The 20,022-nt window shown below is 69.2% G+C and carries 13 protein-coding genes; 5 read left to right on the forward strand and 8 right to left on the reverse strand.

Annotation, left to right across the window (positions count from 1 at the left end; genetic code table 11):
- Positions 1–400: 400 nt before the first annotated feature.
- The 5 genes from AC1DNG_RS10545 to AC1DNG_RS10565 all read right to left on the reverse strand — a co-directional run bounded on the left by AC1DNG_RS10545 (position 401) and on the right by AC1DNG_RS10565 (position 6,727).
- Entirely contained in the window at positions 401–2,230 is a 1,830-nt protein-coding gene (locus AC1DNG_RS10545; protein ID WP_476887319.1) for an ABC-F family ATP-binding cassette domain-containing protein, read from the reverse strand.
- Between the two features lie 72 nt (positions 2,231–2,302).
- Entirely contained in the window at positions 2,303–3,265 is a 963-nt protein-coding gene (locus AC1DNG_RS10550; protein ID WP_028276492.1) for a 4-(cytidine 5'-diphospho)-2-C-methyl-D-erythritol kinase, read from the reverse strand.
- A gap of 81 nt (positions 3,266–3,346) precedes the next feature.
- Positions 3,347–4,186, reverse strand: coding sequence for a 16S rRNA (adenine(1518)-N(6)/adenine(1519)-N(6))-dimethyltransferase RsmA (rsmA, locus tag AC1DNG_RS10555; protein ID WP_476856643.1), 840 nt, complete (start codon positions 4,184–4,186; stop codon positions 3,347–3,349).
- 203 nt (positions 4,187–4,389) lie between these two features.
- Entirely contained in the window at positions 4,390–5,535 is a 1,146-nt protein-coding gene (locus tag AC1DNG_RS10560) for a ubiquitin-like domain-containing protein (RefSeq protein WP_476849065.1), read from the reverse strand.
- Positions 5,536–5,839: 304 nt separating this feature from the next.
- Positions 5,840–6,727, reverse strand: a complete 888-nt coding sequence (locus AC1DNG_RS10565; RefSeq protein WP_476856552.1) for a TatD family hydrolase — start codon at positions 6,725–6,727, stop codon at positions 5,840–5,842.
- Positions 6,728–6,904: 177 nt separating this feature from the next.
- Between AC1DNG_RS10565 and AC1DNG_RS10570 the strand changes: the two genes are divergently transcribed.
- From AC1DNG_RS10570 to AC1DNG_RS10580, 3 genes are read left to right on the forward strand one after another with little or no spacing between them, the layout of a single operon-like run.
- Positions 6,905–8,062 (forward strand): AAA family ATPase, encoded by a 1,158-nt coding sequence (locus tag AC1DNG_RS10570; RefSeq protein ID WP_476849067.1) that lies wholly within the window; start codon positions 6,905–6,907, stop codon positions 8,060–8,062.
- Positions 8,063–8,076: 14 nt separating this feature from the next.
- On the forward strand, positions 8,077–9,606 hold the full coding sequence (locus AC1DNG_RS10575; protein ID WP_476849068.1) for a DUF58 domain-containing protein: 1,530 nt from the start codon (positions 8,077–8,079) through the stop codon (positions 9,604–9,606).
- A complete protein-coding gene (locus AC1DNG_RS10580; RefSeq protein WP_476856553.1) occupies positions 9,603–12,146 on the forward strand; it encodes a transglutaminase TgpA family protein in 2,544 nt (847 codons plus the stop codon). The genes AC1DNG_RS10575 and AC1DNG_RS10580 overlap by 4 nt, the downstream gene beginning before the upstream one ends.
- 9 nt (positions 12,147–12,155) lie before the next feature.
- Here the strand turns inward: AC1DNG_RS10580 and AC1DNG_RS10585 are convergent, their stop codons facing one another.
- Positions 12,156–13,655 (reverse strand): NAD-dependent succinate-semialdehyde dehydrogenase, encoded by a 1,500-nt coding sequence (locus AC1DNG_RS10585; protein ID WP_223914141.1) that lies wholly within the window; start codon positions 13,653–13,655, stop codon positions 12,156–12,158.
- A gap of 280 nt (positions 13,656–13,935) precedes the next feature.
- Complete coding sequence (gene rsmI / locus AC1DNG_RS10590) at positions 13,936–14,904, reverse strand: 16S rRNA (cytidine(1402)-2'-O)-methyltransferase (RefSeq protein ID WP_476856554.1); 969 nt, start codon at positions 14,902–14,904, stop codon at positions 13,936–13,938.
- 57 nt (positions 14,905–14,961) lie between these two features.
- On the opposite strand from rsmI, the gene AC1DNG_RS10595 reads away from it, so the two are divergent.
- Together AC1DNG_RS10595 and AC1DNG_RS10600 are read left to right on the forward strand one after the other, a co-directional pair.
- Positions 14,962–16,719 carry a dolichyl-phosphate-mannose--protein mannosyltransferase gene (locus tag AC1DNG_RS10595; RefSeq protein ID WP_476856555.1) on the forward strand — a complete coding sequence of 586 codons (1,758 nt, stop codon included), beginning with the start codon at positions 14,962–14,964 and terminating at the stop codon, positions 16,717–16,719.
- A 61-nt stretch (positions 16,720–16,780) separates the two neighbouring features.
- The gene (locus AC1DNG_RS10600) at positions 16,781–18,610 is read left to right on the forward strand and encodes an AMP-dependent synthetase/ligase (RefSeq protein WP_476856556.1); all 1,830 of its coding nucleotides are present in this window, start codon (positions 16,781–16,783) and stop codon (positions 18,608–18,610) included.
- A 21-nt stretch (positions 18,611–18,631) separates the two neighbouring features.
- Here the strand turns inward: AC1DNG_RS10600 and AC1DNG_RS10605 are convergent, their stop codons facing one another.
- On the reverse strand, positions 18,632–19,927 hold the full coding sequence (locus tag AC1DNG_RS10605; RefSeq protein ID WP_476856557.1) for a TIGR01906 family membrane protein: 1,296 nt from the start codon (positions 19,925–19,927) through the stop codon (positions 18,632–18,634).
- Positions 19,928–20,022: the final 95 nt, after the last annotated feature.

The following is a 20,022-nucleotide window of genomic DNA, read 5'->3' on the forward strand; positions in this document are numbered from 1 at the left end:
ATTCACGCACTCCGCGGGACGTGCCTTCCCGGGCGTGCGCAGAGACCTCGGTCCCTATGCGGGATATGCCCAGTGTTGGTCCCGGACAATGGGCATAACGCCAATATGCCCATCCCTGGCCCGCGGCGAGGGACATGCCCGGCGGGATTTGAGCCCTCCAAGGGACATGTCCAATGCTGGTCCGCGGCGAGGGACATGCCCGGCGGGATTTGAGCCCTCCAAGGGACATGTCCAATGCTGGTCCGCGCCGTGGGACATGCCCGGCGGGATTTGAGCCCTACAAGGGACATGTCCGGTGCTGGTCCGCGGCGAGGGACATGTCCCGTGGGTTTTGAGGGCTGCGAGGGACATGTCCAGCGGTGGGTGCTCACGCTGGGCATGTCCCGGGGAGGGCAGGAGGCTACTCCCCCAGCACTTCCAGGGCCTCGAGCCATTCGAGTTCAAGGGCTTCGCGTTCCCCGGCCAGTTCCTGGAGTTTCGCGTTAAGCCCGGCGAGCTGGTCGAACTTGCTGGCGTCCCCCGCCCCGGCGGTCATCTGGGCGTGGATCTTGTCTTCCTGCTGCTTGAGTTTGCCCAGCTGGCGGTCGATCCGGTTCTTGGCCTTGCGGGCGTCGCGCTTTTCGGCCTCGGAAGGGCCGCTGGCGGCGGGAGCGGATCCCCCGCCGGCGGAGGTGACGGGGTTGCCGCCGCCGGTGATGGTGGAGCCGGCCAGGGCCCCTTCCCGCAGTTCGAGGTACTGGTCCACGCCGCGCGGCAGGGCCTGGATCTTGCCATCGCCAAGGAGCGCCATCTGGTGGTCCGTGACGCGCTCGAGCAGGTAGCGGTCGTGGCTGACGACGACGAGCGTGCCCGGCCAGCCGTCGAGCACATCTTCGACGGCGGCGAGGGTGTCGGTGTCGAGGTCGTTGGTCGGCTCGTCAAGCATCAGCACGTTCGGCTCCCCCACGAGCAGGCGCAGGAGCTGCAGCCGCCGGCGTTCGCCACCGGAGAGGTCCTTGACCGGGGTCCACTGCTTCTCGTTGGTGAAGCCCAGCTGCTCCACGAGCTGGCCGGCGGTGAATTCCTTGCCGCCGACGTTGAAGGAGCGCTTTTCCCGCTCGATCACTTCGATCACGCGCAGGTCCGAGACGTCGTCGAGTTCCTTGACCTCCTGGGTCAGGACCGCGGTGACCACCGTCTTGCCGCGCTTGACCTTCCCGGAGCTGGGCTGGATCTCACCGTTGAGGAGTTTGAGCAGGGTGGTCTTGCCGGCGCCGTTGACGCCCACGAGGCCCAGCCGCTCCCCGGGGGCGAGGCGCAGCGTGATGTTGTCGAAGAGCTTCTGCCCGGGCTCGCCGCCGAGGAAGTCCAGCGAGACGTGCTCGAGGTCCAGGACATCCTTGCCCAGCCGGGCGGTGGCCATCTTGCTCAGCGCCGTCGAGTCGCGCGGCTCGGGGACGTCCGCGATCAGGGCGTTGGCTGCCTCGATCCGGAACTTGGGCTTGGCGGTGCGGGCCGGGGCACCGCGCCGGAGCCAGGCGAGTTCCTTCTTCACGAGCTGCTGGCGCTTGCTTTCCATCACGGAAGCGGAGCGGTCGCGCTCGGCGCGGGCCAGGACGTAGGCGGCATAGCCGCCGTCGAACGGGTCCATGATGCCGTCGTGGATTTCCCAGGTCTTGGTGCAGACTTCGTCGAGGAACCAGCGGTCGTGGGTGACCACGAGGAAGGCGCCCTGGTTGGCCCGCCAGCGGGTCTTCAGGTGCCGGGACAGCCACGCGACGCCTTCGACGTCGAGGTGGTTGGTGGGCTCGTCGAGCATGATGACGTCGTGGTCCTCGATCAGCAGCTTGGCCAGCGCCACACGCCGCTTCTGCCCGCCGGAGAGCGCGTGGACGTTGGCGTGCCAGTCGACGTCGGACACCAGCCCGCCCATGACTTCGCGGATCTGGGGATTGCGGGCCCACTCGTAGTCGGCCTGGTCCCCCACGATCGCGGCGCCGACGGTGAGGTCGCCGTCGAGCACGTCGCTCTGGTCCAGGTAGCCGATGTTTACCTCGCTGCGCTTGGTAACCCGGCCGGAGTCCGGGGTGGAGCGCATGGCCAGCAACCGCATCAGGGTTGACTTGCCGTCACCGTTGCGGCCCACCATGCCGATCCGGTCGCCCTCTTCAAGGCCGAGGGTAATGCCATCGAGGACGGTACGGGTTGCATACGAGACCGTGAGGTTCTCGCCGCCGAGCAGGTGTGCCACTGGGAACTGCTTTCTTAGGTGTATCGGTGAAGTGAAGCTGTGAAGTCATCGGATGCGATGCGTCAAAAGCTCCTAAAGGAGCGTATCGGAGATGATGCGGGCCCCGTGCACCGGCCCGTGCACCGCCATGGCGTCGAGGCTGTGGTGCCGCAGCTCTTCGGCGAGCCCGGCGGCCGCGGCGGGGCTGTGCGCGAGGAACGCGACGGTGGGTCCGGAGCCGGAGACGATGCCTGCGATCGCGCCGCAGGCCTCGCCGCGGCCCAGGGTCTCGCGCAGGCCCGGGGCCAGTTCGATCGAGGCGCGCTGGAGGTCGTTGACCAGCACGCGGCTCAGGGCGTCGGCATCGCCGCTGCGCAGAGCCGTGAGCACGCCGGGATCCACGGCGTCGGGTTCGTCCACCGCCAGGCCCTCGGCCGCGCGCAGGCGGTCCAGGGTGCGGTAGACCTCAGGGGTGGGCAGGCCGAAGTCCGCGCTGACCAGGACCCAGTCCGTCTGGGCCTTGACCAGGGCCGGCGAGAGGTCATCGCCCAGGCCCAGTCCGACGGCGGTGCCGCCCAGCAGCGCGAAGGGAACATCGGCGCCGAGCTCGGCGGCCAGGTGGGCCAGCTCATCGCGGGACAGTCCGCTGTTCCACAACGCGTCGCAGGCCAGCAGGGTGGCGGCGGCGTCGGCCGATCCGCCGCCCATGCCGCCAGCCACGGGCACCCGTTTGGTGATCTCCAGGTGGACACCCGTGGAGTGTTCCGAGACGTCGGCCATGATGGCGGCGGCTTTGTAGGCCAGGTTGCGGTGATCGAGCGGAATGTCCACCCCGTCGAGGTCCACGGTGCTCGCATCACTGATGCTGACGGTGATCTCGCCGGTATCGGTGCTGGTGGCGGCAATTTCTTCGTAGAGCGAGACAGCCAGGTAGACGCTGGCCACGGAGTGGTAGCCGTCCGGCCGCAGCGGTCCGACGTCCAGTGAGACGTTAACCTTGCCTGGAGCTTTCACCCGGACGGTCCTCGCGGCAAAGCGCCCTCTCACTGCGTTCATGGCTCCACGCTATGGCATCGCGGCCCGGGCTCCAAGCACGCAACCGCCCCCGGAGGCGCCCATGCAGGGCTCACAAGGAGCTCAGGAGTCCGCTTGTCCGTGGGCTTCGGCGATTCTGGCGAACGCCGCGATGTCGATCACTTCGCCGCGTGCTGTGGGGTCGACGCCGGCGGCCCGCAGGCAGCGTTCGGCCTCGGCGGCACTGCCGGCCCAGCCGGCCAGCGCGGCCCGGAGCGTCTTGCGGCGCTGCGCGAAGGCGGCGTCGATCACGGCGAAGACCTGCTCCCTGGTGGCGGTCGTAACCGGGGGCTCCCGGCGCGTGAAGGCGACGAGTCCGGAATGGATCTTGGGCGCTGGCCAGAAGACGTTCATGCCGATCACGCCGGCCTTGCGCATGCTGCTGTACCAAGCGGCTTTGACGGATGGAACGCCGTAGGTCTTGGAGCCGGGCCCGGCCGCGAGCCGGTCGGCGACTTCATCCTGGACCATGACCAGGCCGTGCTGCAGGCTCGGGAAGTGCTGCAGGAGGTGCAGCACCACGGGAACGGCCACGTTGTAGGGAAGATTCGCGACGAGGGCGGTCGGCTCGACGGGAAGTTTGGTGACCCGCATGGCGTCGGCCAGCACGAGGTGGAAGTTCCCGACGGCGTGCGGTCGCCACGCGGCGACAGTGGCCGGCAGGCGCCCGGCAAGGACCGGATCGATTTCGACGGCGACCACGCTGCGGGCGGCGTCCAGCAGGCCAAGGGTCAGTGACCCGAGTCCGGGGCCGACTTCCAGGACGGTCTCATCGGCCCGGATGTCGGCGGCGTTCACGATCCGCCGGATGGTGTTGCCGTCGATCACGAAGTTCTGCCCGAGGGTCTTCGTGGGCCGCACGCTGATTTCCTCTGCCAGCCGGCGGATATCGGAGGCACCCATCAGCGGTGCGGGCGCCGCTCCGGGCAGGCTTTCGGGGGCGGAGGGGCTCGGTTCAGTCACCTAGGTATCCTATCCCGGCGCCGGTACGCCGCAGGCCGGGTCCGGAGGGAATCCGGACCCGGCCTGTGCTCTCCCCTGGCTGTGGTCGGCAGCCGCGGGAGTCGGGCGTTCAGTGGCGGGCAGTCAGCCGCCGGCCTGGCCTGCTAGCTGGAGGCGGCCCAGCCGCAACCCCAGGGCTGCAGTCCGCGCTGGGCGTAGACCCGGTTGGCGACGGCGATCTGCTGGGCCTTGGTGGCGGCCGCGGCGTTCGGGGCGTAGGCGCCGCCGCCCGAGCTGAGCCAGGTGCCGACGTCGAACTGCAGGCCTCCGTAGTAGCCGTTGCCGGTGTTGGTGGACCAGTTGCCGCCGGATTCGCACTGGGCGATCTTGTCCCACATGCCCTGGTTCATCATGGCGGGGGCGGCCGCACCGGTGTTGGCGGCGGGCTTGGGCTTTTCCTTGGTGCCGACAGTGACCTTTTCGGTGACGGGCTGGACGCTGACGGTCTCGGACACCAGGGTCCGGGAGGCTTCGCGGCCATCCACGAGGACCAGCTTGAAGTTCTTGCTGGTGGTGCCGGCGACGCCGGCCTGGGTGACCTTCTTCTCACCCTTGAACATGTCCGCACTCTCGGTGGTGAGCGTTTCGAAGGCGACGGGCTCGGTGGTGTTGGCCGTCTTGCTGACGTCGACGCGGGAGACCTTAATCACCATGTCATTGACCACCGGGGCGTTCCCGGGCTGGGAGACGCGGTCGCTGGCCCCGAGCGAAAGCCCGGCGTCCTCGAGCACTTTGGCGACTGTGGCCGCCGTCGTGGTGGTCGCTGCCGCCTTGCCGTCCGCAACGAGGCTCACCTTTTTAGGCGTCGAGATGGACACGAAGGAGCCGGAGACGGCGAGCTGGGCGTCCTTGGGCACGGAGACCTGCGAGGCGCTGGCCACGCCGAGTTCGGTCACGAGACCTTCGACGGTGGGTGCGGTGGTGGAGATGGTCCGTTCGGCGCCGTCCAGGCTGACCTTGACGGCCTTGGCGAGGTTGACGTTGATGACTGACCCGTCCTGCACGTGGGCGTCCGCCGAAGGCGACACCCTGTCAGATGGCTGCAGTTCAACCTTGGCGCTCTTGACGACTTCCCCGACGGTTCCGCCGAAGGTCTGGACGGAGCTGACTTTGCCATCCACGTTGAGTGTGATCGTCTTGTTATTGCCTACGAAGGCCACGAGGCCCAGCACCAGTGCCACCAGCACCACGAGCTGCGTGCCAACCTTGACGAAGCTGAACTTGCCGTCCGATGTGAAGAACTTGACCACAATTGCCCGAATCTCTTGGACCTTCCGGGCACGGGGAAAAGTGCACGTGGCCATCCCCCGCGAGCGCGCCAACGGCGGCTCCGGACAGCGTCCGGAGCGTCACGGAACATGCGTGCACTGCCTCACCCAAAACGAGAGCGCGCATGTGGTTCGTTGGCCACAATGCACGCCCTGCTGGAGTGAAATTATCCGTAGGCCTTCCCCGACCCCGGCTAATAGTTGACCACTGTAATCGAAGCGTTATAAAGGAACCAAGAATTTGTGCATACCCCGTATCTACACCGGGAGGCTGGATGAGGGCGGTTCAGTCCCAGGATCCGTACGCCAGCACCGTATTTGCGGCGATCTGCGCACACAGCCCGGAAAGCTCCGACCCAGTCACATCGGCCATGGCCCGCACCGTGTACGGAACCATGTAGCTCGCGTTCGGCCGGCCGCGATGCGGGTGCGGGGTGAGGAAGGGCGCGTCGGTCTCGACCAGGATCCGGCTCGGCTCAGCGATAGCCAGCGCTTCCCGCAGGTCCGTCGCGTTCTTGAATGTCACTGTTCCGGCAAAGGACATGTACCAGCCCTCCGCGTTGCAGGTCCGGGCGAGCGCCTCGCCGCCGGAGAAACAGTGGAAGACCACCCGCTCCGGGGCCCCCTCTTCGCGCAGGACCTGGACGACGTCGTCGTGGGCGTCGCGGTCGTGGATTTGCAGCGTCAGTCCGAGCCGTTTGGCGATGTCGATATGGCGGCGGAACGAATAGCGCTGGTGGACCAGGCCCTCGCCCTCGGTCCGGAAGAAGTCCAGGCCGGTCTCCCCGATCGCCCGGATCCTCGGATGGGCGGCGAGCTCCTCGATCTCGGCCAGGGCCTCCTCCAGGCCGCCGCGCCGGGCGTAGCCGGGGGCGTCGTTGGGGTGGAGGGCAACAGCGCCCAGGAGCCGTGAATCGAGGTCGACCGCGTTGACCGTAAACCGGGACGATTCGAGGTCGCAGCCCACCTGCACGGCGCCTTGCACGCCCACGGCGGCGGCGGCATCGAGGGCGTCCTTGATGCCCACCTCAGGCTCCGCGTCGGGAAAATCCAAATGCGTGTGGTTGTCCATGACCGGCACGGGAAGCGGTTCAGGTGCGGGCGGATACCCGCTGCGTCCGGTACCGTCGTGTCCAGGCAACCGGAAGGGGACGGGAGTGAGGGGACTGAGCATTCATCCAGCCTAACCGGAGGCCAGATTTCCCCGGAACTCTCTGTCAGGGCCGGCAGTTGTGTTAGTAGTCTGTTAATACTCTGTAATTTCCCCGTTAGGAAACAGGTGAATGCCACTGCGGGGCCCGGCCGCCGCGGGCGGTCAGATCCGGGACCCACCAGGGCTGAAAGGCTGCCGATGGATTACCACCGCACTTCCGTAGACGACATCCTCCCCCAAGGACAGAGCCTCCCGGGCCGCGCTTCCTTGGATCCAAACGCAGCCGGACACCGGCCCCCGCGGCATGAACTGCCGGCCATGGAAGCCGACGCCTTCCACTCAGCCAGCACCCGGATCCTGACGGCGATCAATACGGTCATCGACGGCAAGGCCGAAGCGGCCAAACTGGCGCTCACGGTCCTCCTCGCCCAGGGCCACCTGCTCCTCGAAGACGTCCCAGGGGTGGGCAAGACGCTCCTGGCGAAGACGCTGGGCCGCACCATCGACTGTTCCGTCAGCCGGATCCAGTTCACCCCGGACCTGCTCCCGTCCGACGTCACGGGCGTGTCCATCTACAACCAGGCGACCCGGACCTTCGAGTTCCGGCACGGCGCGGTGTTCGCCAACATCGTCATCGGGGACGAAATCAACCGCGCCTCGGCCAAGACCCAGTCAGCCCTGCTGGAGTGCATGGAGGAGCACCAGGTCACGGTGGACGGCACGTCCTACCGGCTGGATGAGCCCTTCATGGTGGTGGCGACGCAGAACCCCATTGAGATGGAGGGCACGTATCCGCTGCCGGAAGCGCAGCGGGACCGCTTCATGGCCCGGATTTCCATGGGCTACCCGGACCGTGAGTCCGAGATGGAGATGCTCGAAACCCACCAGGCCTCCTCTCCGCTGGCGCGTGTGACGGCAGTGGTCACCGCGGCGGAAGTGGCCGCCATGATTGCCACGGTGCAGCAGGTGTACGTGTCCCGGTCGATCAAGGAGTACACCGTGGCCCTGGGCCGGGCCACGCGGGAAAGCGGGCTTCTCCGGCTCGGCGCCAGCCCGCGGTCCATGCTGCAGCTCCTGCGTGCGGCGAAGGCCACCGCCGCGCTGGAGGGCCGGGACTTTGTGCTGCCGGACGACGTCGTCAGCGTCGCCGAAGCGGTGCTCGCCCACCGGATCATCCTCGACCGCAAGGCGGCCAGCGCGGGTGAGACGCCGCAAAGCGTCATCCGGGCCATCATCGCCAAGATACCCGTCACCCCGGACGTGACGGCCTCACCCAACGGAACCGGCCGCCCTGGCCGGAAGAAGGCCTCGGCCATGGCAGCCGCGCCGCCGCCCAACCTGCCCAATCCGCGCTAGGGAATGGCTCCGCCGTGGCGTTAAGGGATCGGTTCCCCGGGCACTTCTTCAGCAGCCGCGGCTGGGGCCTGCTCGGCGCGGGTGCGGTGTCGCTGCTGGCCGCGCAGATCATGGGGCGCCGGGACCTGCTGGCCCTGGCCGTCCTGTTGCTGGTGCTGCCGGCGCTCGCCCTGGCCGGAACCCGGGTCCTGAAGCCGAGGTTCCGGGTCTACCGCGAATTCAGCCCGTCGCCGGTTGAAACCTCCGCCCGTGCCACGGTGCGGCTGGCCGTCGCGCGGACCGGGGCGGGCACAGGCCACGCGGTCATGGAGGAACACTTGCCGGCCCGGTTCGGCGAATCGCCCGTCTTCCGGTTCCCGGCCCGTGCGGCAGCCGGCGGCACCAGCCGCTATGAGTACCACCTCCGCTCGGCCAGGCGCGGCCAGTTCCTGATCGGGCCCGTCACGGCGGAATTCAGCGATCCCTTCGGGCTCTCCTTCCACCGCCACGCGATTGACGACGGCGACCTCCTCACCGTCACGCCCGCCGCCATCGAGCTGCCGGAGACGGGGCTCGCCGGTGCCCGCGGACACGACGGTGTCACACCCACGCGGGCCCGGGCCAATCCCAGCGACGACGACGTCATGACCCGCGAATACCGCCACGGGGATCCGCTGCGCCGGGTGCACTGGGCCGCGACCGCCCGCCACGGGTCCCTCATGGTGCGGCAGGAGGAATCCGTCACGACCCCCGAGGCGACCATCATCCTGGACCAGCGGCTCTCCGCCTACCCCCACGGGGTGTTCGGCCACAGTGCCCATTCCTCCGGCGGCCACCCGGGCGGCGGGGAGGGGGACGGCCACGACCTGCTGACCTCTGATGCCTTCGAGTGGGCTGTCACGGCGGCGATGTCGATCGGGGCGCACCTCGCGGAACGCAACTACTCGCTGCGGTTCCTGGACAGCGCGGGCGAGCCGGCCTTCCGGCATTCGCCGTCCGCTCCCGACCCGGAAGCCGAGGAATACACCGGAACGGCCGGGCTGCAGTCCATCGCCGAAAGCCTGGCTGCCATCGAGCTTTCCGGCCCGCACCACACCCACCACCACAACCACCCGCACCGTGACCGCACGGGGCCCCGCCCGCAGAAGGCCGCGGCGGGAACCAGCACCGGATCTTCCGCGCCGGGGGGATTCCGCTCCGGGGCCGGTGCGGGCACCGGTAATGCCCCGCACGCCTTCGACGACACCCTGATGGACAAACTTTCCGCCCACCGGCTGCGCGGACCTGTCCTGGCGGTCCTGGGCAGCCTGACCCCGGCCGAGGCCCGGGCGCTGTCCCCGGCCGCCGGGTTCGGCGCGAACGCCTTCGCGCTGCTGGTCACGGACCGGGCACAGGACTCCGGCGACGTGCCCGAGGTGCTGGAGGCGCTGCGGCTGGGCGGATGGCGGGCCCTGGCGGTGTCCGCCCAGAGCTCGCTGCCTGACGCCTGGGCAGCCTTCGACCAGGCAGACCCGGGGATGTCCGCCGGGGCCGACGTCCGCCGCGGCGTGGGGGGCCGGCCATGACGCTCGCCCCGCAACGCAGCCAAGGCACCGGCACGGCCGGCGGAGAAGAACCGACGGCCCTCTCCCCCGGTGCGGCGTCCCGGCCGGACGGACCCGGCGCCCGGCCCTGGGTGATGGCGACCGCCGTCGCGGTAGCCGTCGCGGGCGCGGCCCTCGGATTCAACGGCGTCCTGCGTGGCTGGGCCTGGTACTCCCCGGTGTTCAGTACCGTGCTCTCCGTTGCGTTCTCCCTCGCGGTGCTCCGGTCCCTGCGTGCCCGGCCCTGGCTGGTGACCGCCGGCGGCCTGGTGGCGCTGATCGTGGCCGTGACCTTCATCTTCTTCCGGCAGCACAGCATTGCCGGGTTCATCCCCTCCCCGGAGACCATGAACTACCTGGGAAAGTTCCTCCGGCGGGCCAGCGAAACGGTTCTGGCCGAGAGCACCCCAGTGGCCCCCAACGCCGGAATCGTCATGCTGATCTGCGCGGTCCTCGGGGTGCTCGTGATCCTCATCGATGCCCTGGCGTTCCCGCTGGCGCTGCCGGCCACGAGCGGGCTCGGGATCCTGGCAATCCTCGTGGTGCCGGCCATGGTCAAGCCGCAAAGCGTGGGAGTGCTGGGGTTCTTGGGCGCCGTAGTCGGGTACCTGTTGATCCTCGGCTGCAGCCATTGGTACACGCCGGATACCCGCACCCTGGCCGACACCGCCCGCAACCCCGGGCAGCTCCGGCGCGGCACGGTCACGGCCGTCGCGGCGCTGACCCTCACGCTGGTGCTGCAGCTGGTCATCCCGGGTTTCGACCAGGGCACGTTCCCGCAGGGCTCGCGGCTGAACCCGTTCGGCGGCGCCACCGGCCTCAATCCGATGATCAGCCTGGGCAACAGCCTGCGCAGCCCCTCCGGCGAGGGCCGGATCACCTTCGCCACGAACGCGCCGACGACGCCGTACCTGCGCTCGGTAACCGTGGACACCTTTGACGGCGATTCCTGGTCACCCGATGACCGGGAGTCGAGCCGGCAGCCGGGAACCGGCCGGCTCGAGGCCGGGCATGAAACCGCCCCGGCCGAGCTCCGCGTAATTACGGCCGTCAACACCGGCCAGTACACGAGCCCGTACCTGCCCGCACCGTATGCGCCGGAAGCTGTCAACGGACTCTCAGGGCGCTGGAGCTGGGACCCCGCCACGCTGAGCATCAAGGGTGTGGACACAAATTCCCGCGACCAGCAATATGTGGTCTCGTCCGTCACTCCGCAGCTCACGGCAGCGCTGCTGGCGGGCGCTTCCGGGCCGGTGACCGGTGTCCCCGAACTGTTCCTCCGGGAACCGTCGAATGTTCCGGAGGTTGTGCGCAGCACGGCTAAAACCGTGACGGCGGGTGCCAACTCGCCGTATTCGCGGGCCATGGCCATCCAGAGGTATCTGCGCTCCGCCGAGTTCAGCTACTCGCTGCAGTCCCCCGTGCAGGGCGGCTACGACGGCAACGGCCTGTCCGTGCTGGCGGACTTCCTGACCCAGAAGAGCGGCTACTGCATTCATTTCGCCTCCGCCATGGCCGTGATGGCCAGGCTGGAGGGCATTCCGAGCAGGATCGCCGTGGGCTACGCGCCGGGGCGCCCCACGGGGGCCACGGTGGCGGTCTCGGGCCAGGGCCCGCTTCCGGAGTTCGAGGTCGATGCCCGGGACGCCCACGCCTGGCCGGAGCTCTATTTCCAGGGCATCGGCTGGGTCGCGTTTGAGCCGACACCGTCCCGCGGCGTCGTTCCGGCGTACGCCACGGATGCCGCCGCACGCAGCGGTGCCAGCACCAACGACCGCAACGACGCCCTGACCCCCGGTGACGGTTCCACCCAGGCACCGTTCCCGGCCCCCGGCACGGTCCCGCTTCCCGGAGCGGGCACGCCGGCGCCCAGCGGCGCGCAGGCGGCACAGGCGCTGTACAGCGTTGCCGCGGTGCTGCTGCTGGCGCTGCTGGTGGCCTCCCCGCGGCTGGTGCGCAGCGGCGTGCGGCGCCGCAGGCTAAGGACGGCGTCCCGCGGCTATCCCGGCGTCACGGCCGGGACGGCGCTGCCGGCCTGGGCGGAACTGCGGGATCTGGCCACGGACTACGGGGTGGCGCCCGGAGCGAGCGAAACGCCGCGGAATTTCTCCGAGCGGTTGCGCGCCTCGACGGTTTTGGGGGAACCCAGCGGTGCGGACGGGCCCGGCCAGCGGGCCGCGGCGGCCCTGACCGAGGACTTCGAACGTGAGCAGTACGGCCGCCCGGGCGGCGTGGCCGGTCCGGCGCGGACCGCAGGCTCCGCGGATCCGGCCGACTCCGCCGCGGCCAGGATCGCCCTGGTGCAGGCCTCGCTGCGCGCCAACGCCGGCTTCCTGGTCCGGCTGCGCGCGGCCTGGCTCCCGCCGTCGGTCATGTCCGGCTGGCGACGGGCCCTCCGGCTGCCCCGCGGATTCCTCTCCCGGACAGCACAATACTCCCGGACAGCACGACGCACCCGGCGGGGGTTCGCGGGATCCTGGGGAAAGATCCGCAACTCCGTCCGCCGGGTGCGCCGCGGGTAGCTGGCGTGGCTAGCCGGCGTAGGGGTCGGCGATGCCGATGTACTGCGTGTAGAGGTATTCCTCGATGCCCTCGAGGCCGCCTTCACGGCCCAGACCGGACTGCTTGACGCCGCCGAACGGGGCGGCAGCGTTGGAGACCACGCCGGCGTTGAGGCCCAGCATGCCGGTCTCGAGCCGTTCGCCCATCCGGATGCCCCGGTTCAGGTCCCGGGTGAAGACATAGGCCACCAGCCCGTACTCGGTGTTGTTCGCGAGCCGGACGGCCTCGTCCTCGGTGTCAAAGGTGATGATCGGGGCGACGGGTCCGAAGATTTCCTCGGACAGGATCCGGCTGCCCTCGCTCACGCCGGTGAGGATCGTGGGCTTGTAGAAGTAGCCCGGGCCTTCGACGGCGGAGCCGCCGGTCACGGCGACAGCACCGGAGTTCACGGCGTCGGTGACGAGTTCGTGGACCTTGTCCCGGCTCTTGGCATCGATCAGCGGGCCAACCTTGGACTCGGCCTCGGTGCCGCGGGCGGTGGTCATATCCGCCATCTTCGCGGCGAACTTCTCCGCGAACTCGGCCGCGACGGACTCGTGCACGATGAACCGGTTCGCCGCGGTGCAGGCCTCGCCCATGTTCCGCAGCTTCGCCAGCATCGCCCCGGCGACGGCGGCGTCGATGTCGGCGTCCCCGAAGACGACGAACGGGGCGTTCCCGCCGAGTTCCATCGAGGTCCGCAGCACCGTCTCGGACGCGTCCGCGAGCAGCCGGCGGCCAACCTCGGTGGAACCGGTGAAGGACAGCTTGCGCAAGCGCTGATCCTTGATCAGCGGGCCCGTGGTGGCGCCGGCCGTGGAGGTCGGGATGACGTTCAGGACACCGGCGGGCAGGCCGGCCTCGACCATCACGGCCGCGAACAGCTGGGAGGTCAGCGGGGTCAGGTTCGCGGACTTGAGCACCATCGTGCAGCCGGCCGCGACCGCGGGGGCGATCTTGCGGGTGGCCATCGCCAGCGGGAAGTTCCACGGCGTGATCAAAAGGCACGGGCCCACGGGCTTCTTGGTCACCAGCAGCCGGGACTTGCCGTCCGGGGAAACCGAGTAGCGGCCGAACGCGCGGACGGCCTCTTCCGAGAACCAGCGCAGGAACTCGGCGCCGTAGGTGACCTCGCCGCGGGCCTCGGCCAGCGGTTTGCCCATCTCCAGGGTCATCAGGAGCGCGAAGTCCTCGGCCCGTTCAGTTACCAGCTCGAAGGCGCGGCGCAGGATCTCGCCGCGTTCCCGGGCCGGGACCTTGGCCCAGGACTCCTGCGCGGCAGCGGCCGCGTCCAGGGCCGCCTTGCCGTCTTCGGGACCGGCGTCGGCAATGCTGAGCAGGACCTTCCCGGTCGCGGGATCCTCGACGTCGAAGGTCTTCCCGGACACGGCCGGACGCCATTCGCCGTTGATCAGCAGACCCGTCGGAACGGACGCCAGCAGGGCGCTCTCCCGGTCCGCGGAAACAATAGGCTGGGCAGTTACAGTCACAATGACTCCCTCGTCAGCAATTCGGTTGAACTAGTGTGGGCACAAGTTTTTTGAATGAGTTTTCGTTGTAGGCGCTCGTTCCCACAGGCAGGCACGGGCGTCTGGATTACTGCCACGCTACTGCCGCGCTCACTGGCAAGTCTATGCATGCGCGCACTACTGTATCCAGACTATGCTGTGCAGCTGCACAACCGTTCTGCGTGCGCGTGGAGCCCGGTTCCGGCCAGCCCCCGAGGCAAGCAGCGCGCCGGAACCCGCCGCCCGGCACCCACCACCTGGCTCAGCGCGCGGCGAGGACCGCGGCATAGAGTTCGCGCTTGCTGACCTTCGCGTCATCGGCCACTGCGGCGACAGCCTCCTTCAGCCGGATGCCCTGGGCTATCAGCCCGTTGACGGCGGCCACATGATCCTCGGGGCGGCCGGGTTCGCGTTCCGGGGCGCCGCCCACCACCACGGCGATTTCGCCGCGTACCTCGCTGGACTCGGCCCATTCAAGCAGTTCGCGCAGGGTGCCGCGGATGACCTCTTCATAGGTCTTGGTGAGTTCGCGGCAGACGGCGGCCCGGCGGTCGGCGCCAAAGCTCTCACGCAGGGCCCTCAGCATGGGCTCCAGCCGGTGCGGCGCCTCGAAGAACACCATGGTGCGCCGCTCGGTGTCGAGATCGGCCAGCCGCGAGGAGCGTTCACCGGCCTTGCGGGGCAGGAAACCCTCGAAGCAGAAGCGGTCCGTCGGCAGGCCCGACAGGGCCAGGGCGGTCAGCACGGCGGAGGGTCCCGGGGCCGCGGTGACGGTGAGGCCGGCCGCCACGGCGCCTTCAACCAGCCGGAACCCCGGATCAGAGACAGAGGGCATGCCGGCGTCGGTCACCATCACAAGGGTCTTGCCGGACCGGACCTGCTCCAGCAGGTCAGCCGTCTTGGCTGCCTCATTGTGCTCGTGATAGCTGATGATCCGGCCGGCCACGGTGACGCCGAGGTTCTGCACAAGGCGGTGCAGCCTCCGGGTGTCCTCCGCGGCGACGATGTCCGCCGTCGCGAGCAACTCCACGAGCCGCGCCGAGGCATCGCCCGCATTGCCGATCGGCGTCGCGGCGAGAACGATCCTGCCGGGCCCGCCAGGGGCGAGAACACTGGCGGAAACAGCGGCGGAAACAGACGCGGAATCAGGGGCGGGAACGGCGGCGGCGGCATCGCCGTCGAAGGGAGGATCGAGGGGAGGAAGGGGGGAAGGGCTGGGTTCGTGGTCCACAGGACCAGCCTACTGCCGCCGGGGCGGGGGCCTGCGAGCACAGCTGCGAAAGGTAGCATGGGCAACGTGACCCAGACCCCCACGCGGCAGCCCGAGACTGGCCCCGATGCATCGCCGGCAACAGGTCCCAGCCGTCCCGACGGCCGGGCAGCCGGCAAGGACCGGAGCCGCTTCAGCGCCGGCCGCAACCTTGAAGGGCACCGCTGGATCGGCCGCCCCGCCGAGGCCAACACCCCGGAGGCCCTCAGGGAACGCCTGATCGGCGGCCTTCAGAGCTGGCGGGACTACCCGGCGTCGCTTCGGCTCTGGTACTGGCTCATTCCCGTCCTGACGGCCGCGCTGGGCGGCGTCCTGCGGTTCGTCCGGCTGGACACGCCGCGCAACCTGGTCTTTGACGAAACGTACTACGTCAAAGACGCGTACTCCTTCCTGGTCAGCGGATACGAGCGCAGCTGGCCGGACCGGGCGAACGACTCCTTCATCGCCGGCAACCCCGGCGTGCTGCTGAACACGCCGGAGTACGTCGTCCACCCGCCGGTCGGCAAGTGGATGATCGCCGCGGGCATGTGGCTTTTCGGGGCGGACAACCCCTTCGGCTGGCGGTTCGGTGCGGCCCTGACGGGGACACTGTCCATCCTCCTGCTGGCCCTGATCGCGCAAAAGCTCTTCCGCTCGCTCACCCTGGGTGCCGCGGCCGGCATCCTGCTTGCCGTGGACGGCCACCACCTGGTCATGTCCCGGACCTCGCTGCTGGACATCTTCCTGATGTTCTGGATCCTCGCCGCGTTCGGGGCCCTGCTGATGGACCGCGACGACGGCCGGAGGCGGCTCGCTGCCCGGCTCGGCCGGCAGGCCGCGGCCTCCGCCACGGGGCGGCCCTCCGCGCTGCAGCTCACCTCCGGGCCCTGGCTCGGCATCCGGTGGTGGCGCCTCGCGGCGGGCGTCTGCCTGGGCCTGGCGGTCGGCACGAAATGGTCCGCCCTGTTCTTTCTGGCCGGATTCGGCCTGCTGACCGTCTTCTGGGACCTCAGTGCGCGGCGCATAGCCGGCGTGCATGCCTGGATCAGCGGCGGCATCCTCAAGGACGGCGTCCCGGCCTTCCTGAGCATCGTTCCGGTGGCCGCCCTGGTCTACGGCGCCACCTGGACCGGGTGGTTCCGTTCCACGGACGCCTACTTCAGGCACTGGGCCGACGCCAATCCCTCGGCCGAGTGGGGCTGGCTGCCGAACGCCGTACGGTCCCTGGCGCATTACCACCTGGAGGCCTATAAGTTCCACCAGGGCCTCAGTGCCGACCACCCCTACGAGGCCAGCGCCTGGAGCTGGCTGGTCATGGGCCGGCCCACGTCCTTCTTCTACGAATCCCCCGGGCAGGGCACCCCGGGCTGCGAGCTGACCAACTGCACCACCGCCATCCTCTCCGTCGGCAACCCGTTGATCTGGTGGAGCGCGGCCGTGAGCCTGGGTGTCCTGCTGTTCTGGTGGGCGGGCCGCCGCGACTGGCGCGCCGGCGCAGTCCTGGCCGGAGTGGCCGCAGGATATCTCCCCTGGTTCATGTACCCGGAGCGCACCACCTTCTTCTTCTACGCCGTGTCCTTTGAACCGTTCCTGGTGCTGGCGCTCGTCTATTGCCTGGGGCTGGTGCTCGGCCAGCGCGCCGACCCCCTCTGGCGCCGGCGGTCCGGGTTCTACCTGGTGGCGCTGTTCGTGGTGGCGGCCGTGCTGGTGTCCGCGTTCTTCTACCCGGTCTGGACGGCCGAGGTGATCCCGTACCAGGACTGGCGCATCCGGATGTGGATGCCGTCCTGGATCTAGGGCAGGATTGCAGGGGAATGTCCGCCGAACTCCGGGCGGACCAGGAAATGGAGACTCGGCTGTGAGAGAAGCAAGCACCGGACTGCTCGTGGAGCTGGACCCGGAGAGCAACGTGACTGACCTGCTCCTGGAGCAGCACGCGAAGGATCCCGTGCACGCCCTCTACTCCCGCAAAGGCCCCGCCGGCTGGACCGACGTCTCCGTCCAGCACTTCCTGGAGCAGGTCACTGCCCTTGCCAAGGGCCTGATCGCCGGCGGACTCACGCCGGGCGAAACCGTCGCGGTCATGTCCGCCACCCGGTACGAGTGGACGGTGGTGGACTTCGCCATCTGGTTCGCCGGCGGCGTCACCGTCCCGATCTACGAGACCTCCTCCGCGGCCCAGGTCGAGTGGATTCTCCATGATTCGGGGGCCCGGCGGGTGTTCGTCGAGGACCACGCCAGGGCCGCCCTCGTCCAGGGCGTCCTGGACGCCTCCACCGTCCTCGGTGACCGGCTTGTTGCCGTCGTGCGGATGGAGCACGACGGCGCCGCACCGAACCTGGCAAGCATGGCCGCGGCCGGCACCGGGGTGACCGACGCCGAGCTGGAACGCCACCGGACCGCGGCGTCCCTGGCGGATGTCGCGTCCCTGGTCTACACCTCGGGCACCACCGGCAAGCCCAAGGGCTGCGAGATCACCCACGCCAACTTTGCCCTCGTGGCCAAGAACATCGTCCTGTTCCTGCCCGAGCTCCTCATGCAGCCGCGTTCCCGGACGCTGATGTTCCTGCCCCTGGCGCACGTCCTGGCCCGGGCGGTACAGGTGGTCTGCCTGAGCTCCGGATCCACCCTCGGCCACACCGCCAGTGCCAAAGAGCTCCTGGACGACCTGGACAGCTTCAAACCCACCTTTCTGCTGGTGGTCCCCCGGATCTTCGAAAAGGTCTACGCCGGAGCCGCGCAGAAGGCGGACGCCGCCGGCAAGGAACGGATCTTCACAGCCGCAGCGGCGGCCGCGATCGACTACTCCAAGGCCCTCGACGCCGCCTCCCGGGGCAACGGCACGGGCCCGGGGCTCCTGCTGCGTGCCCGGCACGCAGTCTTCGACCGAATCCTGTATCCCAGGCTCCGGCAGGCCTTCGGCGGCCAGCTGCGGTACACGGTCTCCGGCGCGAGCCCGCTGAGCTCCAACGACGCCCATTTTTTCCGCGGCGTGGGCATCCCCGTCCTGGAAGGCTACGGCCTGACCGAAACCACGGCGCCCTGCACAGCCAACACCCCGGCGCGGACCAAGGTGGGCACCGTCGGCATCCCGGTGCCGGGCACCACGGTCCGGGTGGCCGACGACGGCGAGATCCTGGTCAAGGGCATCGGCGTCTTCAAGGGCTACCACGCCAACGAGGCCGCCAACGCTGAGGCCTTCGTGGACGGTTTCTTCCGGACCGGCGACCTCGGCTCCCTCGACGAGGACGGATTCCTGACCATCACGGGCCGGAAGAAGGACCTGCTGGTCACAGCCGGCGGCAAGAATGTCGCCCCGGGCCCGCTCGAGGAGAAGATCCGGGAGCACCAGCTGGTCGGACAGGCCGTGGTCGTTGGCGACGGCCGGCCCTTCGTCTCGGCACTGGTGAACCTGGACCCGGAAGGACTGCGCAACTGGTGCGCCGCCCGGAAGGTGCCCGTCATGGCGCCGGCCGAAGCCGCCACGGACCAGACGGTCCGGGCCGCGATCCAGGAAGCCATCAATGCCGCGAACCTCACGGTCTCCAAGGCCGAGTCCATCCGCAGCTTCGTCATCCTGGACGCCGACTTCACCGTGGAATCAGGGCACCTGACCCCCTCGCTCAAACTCAAGCGGGCCGCCGTCGTGCGGGACTACGAACAGCACATCAACCGCATCTACGGCTGACCCCGGGCAACCGCCCCGTCGTCAGACGGTGTGCCGGGTGCGCGCCGGGCCCTCTGCGTCGCTGCCTGCCGTGCCGTCCGCCGCGGGCGCAGCCTCGGCGGTGGCGCCGGCGCCGGCATCAGTATCGGTGCCCTTGGACGTGGCGGCGGCCTTCTTGCCGAGGCCGCGGCGCCGGCGCGTGGGCCAGGTCAGGACGAGGGTGACCAAGGAAGCGAGCAGCACGAGGCTTCCGATGACGATCCCGGCGTCCATCCAGAACTGGCCCGGGAAGAGCCGGATCAGGGTGTCCTGAAGCGTAAATGTCCAGGTCCCGTTGGCGAAGAAAATACGGTGGAAATCGGTGAAGAACTGCTCCCAGCCGAGTACCGCGAGGGTCCCGAGGCCGATGATGAGCGCAAGGGTGACGATCGAGCCGGCGAACAGGCCGCGGCGGACTCCCCCGTTATGGCGCCGCTTGAGGTAGATCACGGCCACCAGGCCCAGCAGGATCAGCAGGGTACCGGCGCCGAAAGTGGACAGGATCACGGCCTTGACGTCGGCCATGTGGCTGACTTCGCCGTCCTTGAACAACCGCTCCCCGCTTTGGTCCACAAGATCGCCGAGGTAGCGGGGGCCCGACCAGTTGCTGAGGTAGTCCACCGCGTAGGAACCGTACGTCATGCGGTCATCGGTGCTGAAGCCGTAGCCGTCACCGGGGAAGCCCGGACGGTTGTATTCCACCCAGAGGAACAGGGGGCTGGTCACGGCGCGGACGGCGAGCACCAGCAGGATGACCGGGTAGAACACGGCGAGCAGCACCTGAAGCACCCGCGGGAGGACGGGCTTGGCCTTGGCCGCCTGCTCGCGTTCGGCATTACGGCGTTCGGCGTTGCGGCGTTCGACTTCGTCCTCGGGGGCGGGGTCCAGACGGGCACCGGCTGATGCGCCGGCTCCTGCCCCGCGCGCCTCGTCATTCGACGTGGCAGCATGCGACGTGGCCACGTCCGACGGGGAAGTATCCGACGGCCCCGTGGCGGCGGCCTCGGCCGCCTTGCGGTCGGCGCGGCTCTCCGGCTGGCTGGCGGTGGGCGTTGCCGACGGCGCTGCCGTGCCCTCTGCTGATCCCGCTGCTGCGGCTGATCCTGTCTTGCCGGCGGCTGCGGCCGGCCCTGCCTTGCCGGCGGCTGCGGCCGATCCTGCCTTGCCGGCTGCCGTGCCCGCCGTGGGCTTGCCGGCGGCGGCCGGCTTCATCCAGTCGAACGCCGGTTCGTCGGTGTCGTCCGACGGATCCAGGTGCGGATCCGGCCGGTCGGGAGGGGTGGGACTCTTGTCAGTCACGTGGAGCTTCGCTTCCGTAGGCTTCTGCGCTGCCCGGCCTGCGCCCGGCTGCGCAACTTATCTGGCTCTGAGCCTACCGTCAGAGGATTGGGCTC

Source organism: Arthrobacter sp. 01T425, from assembly GCF_056398725.1.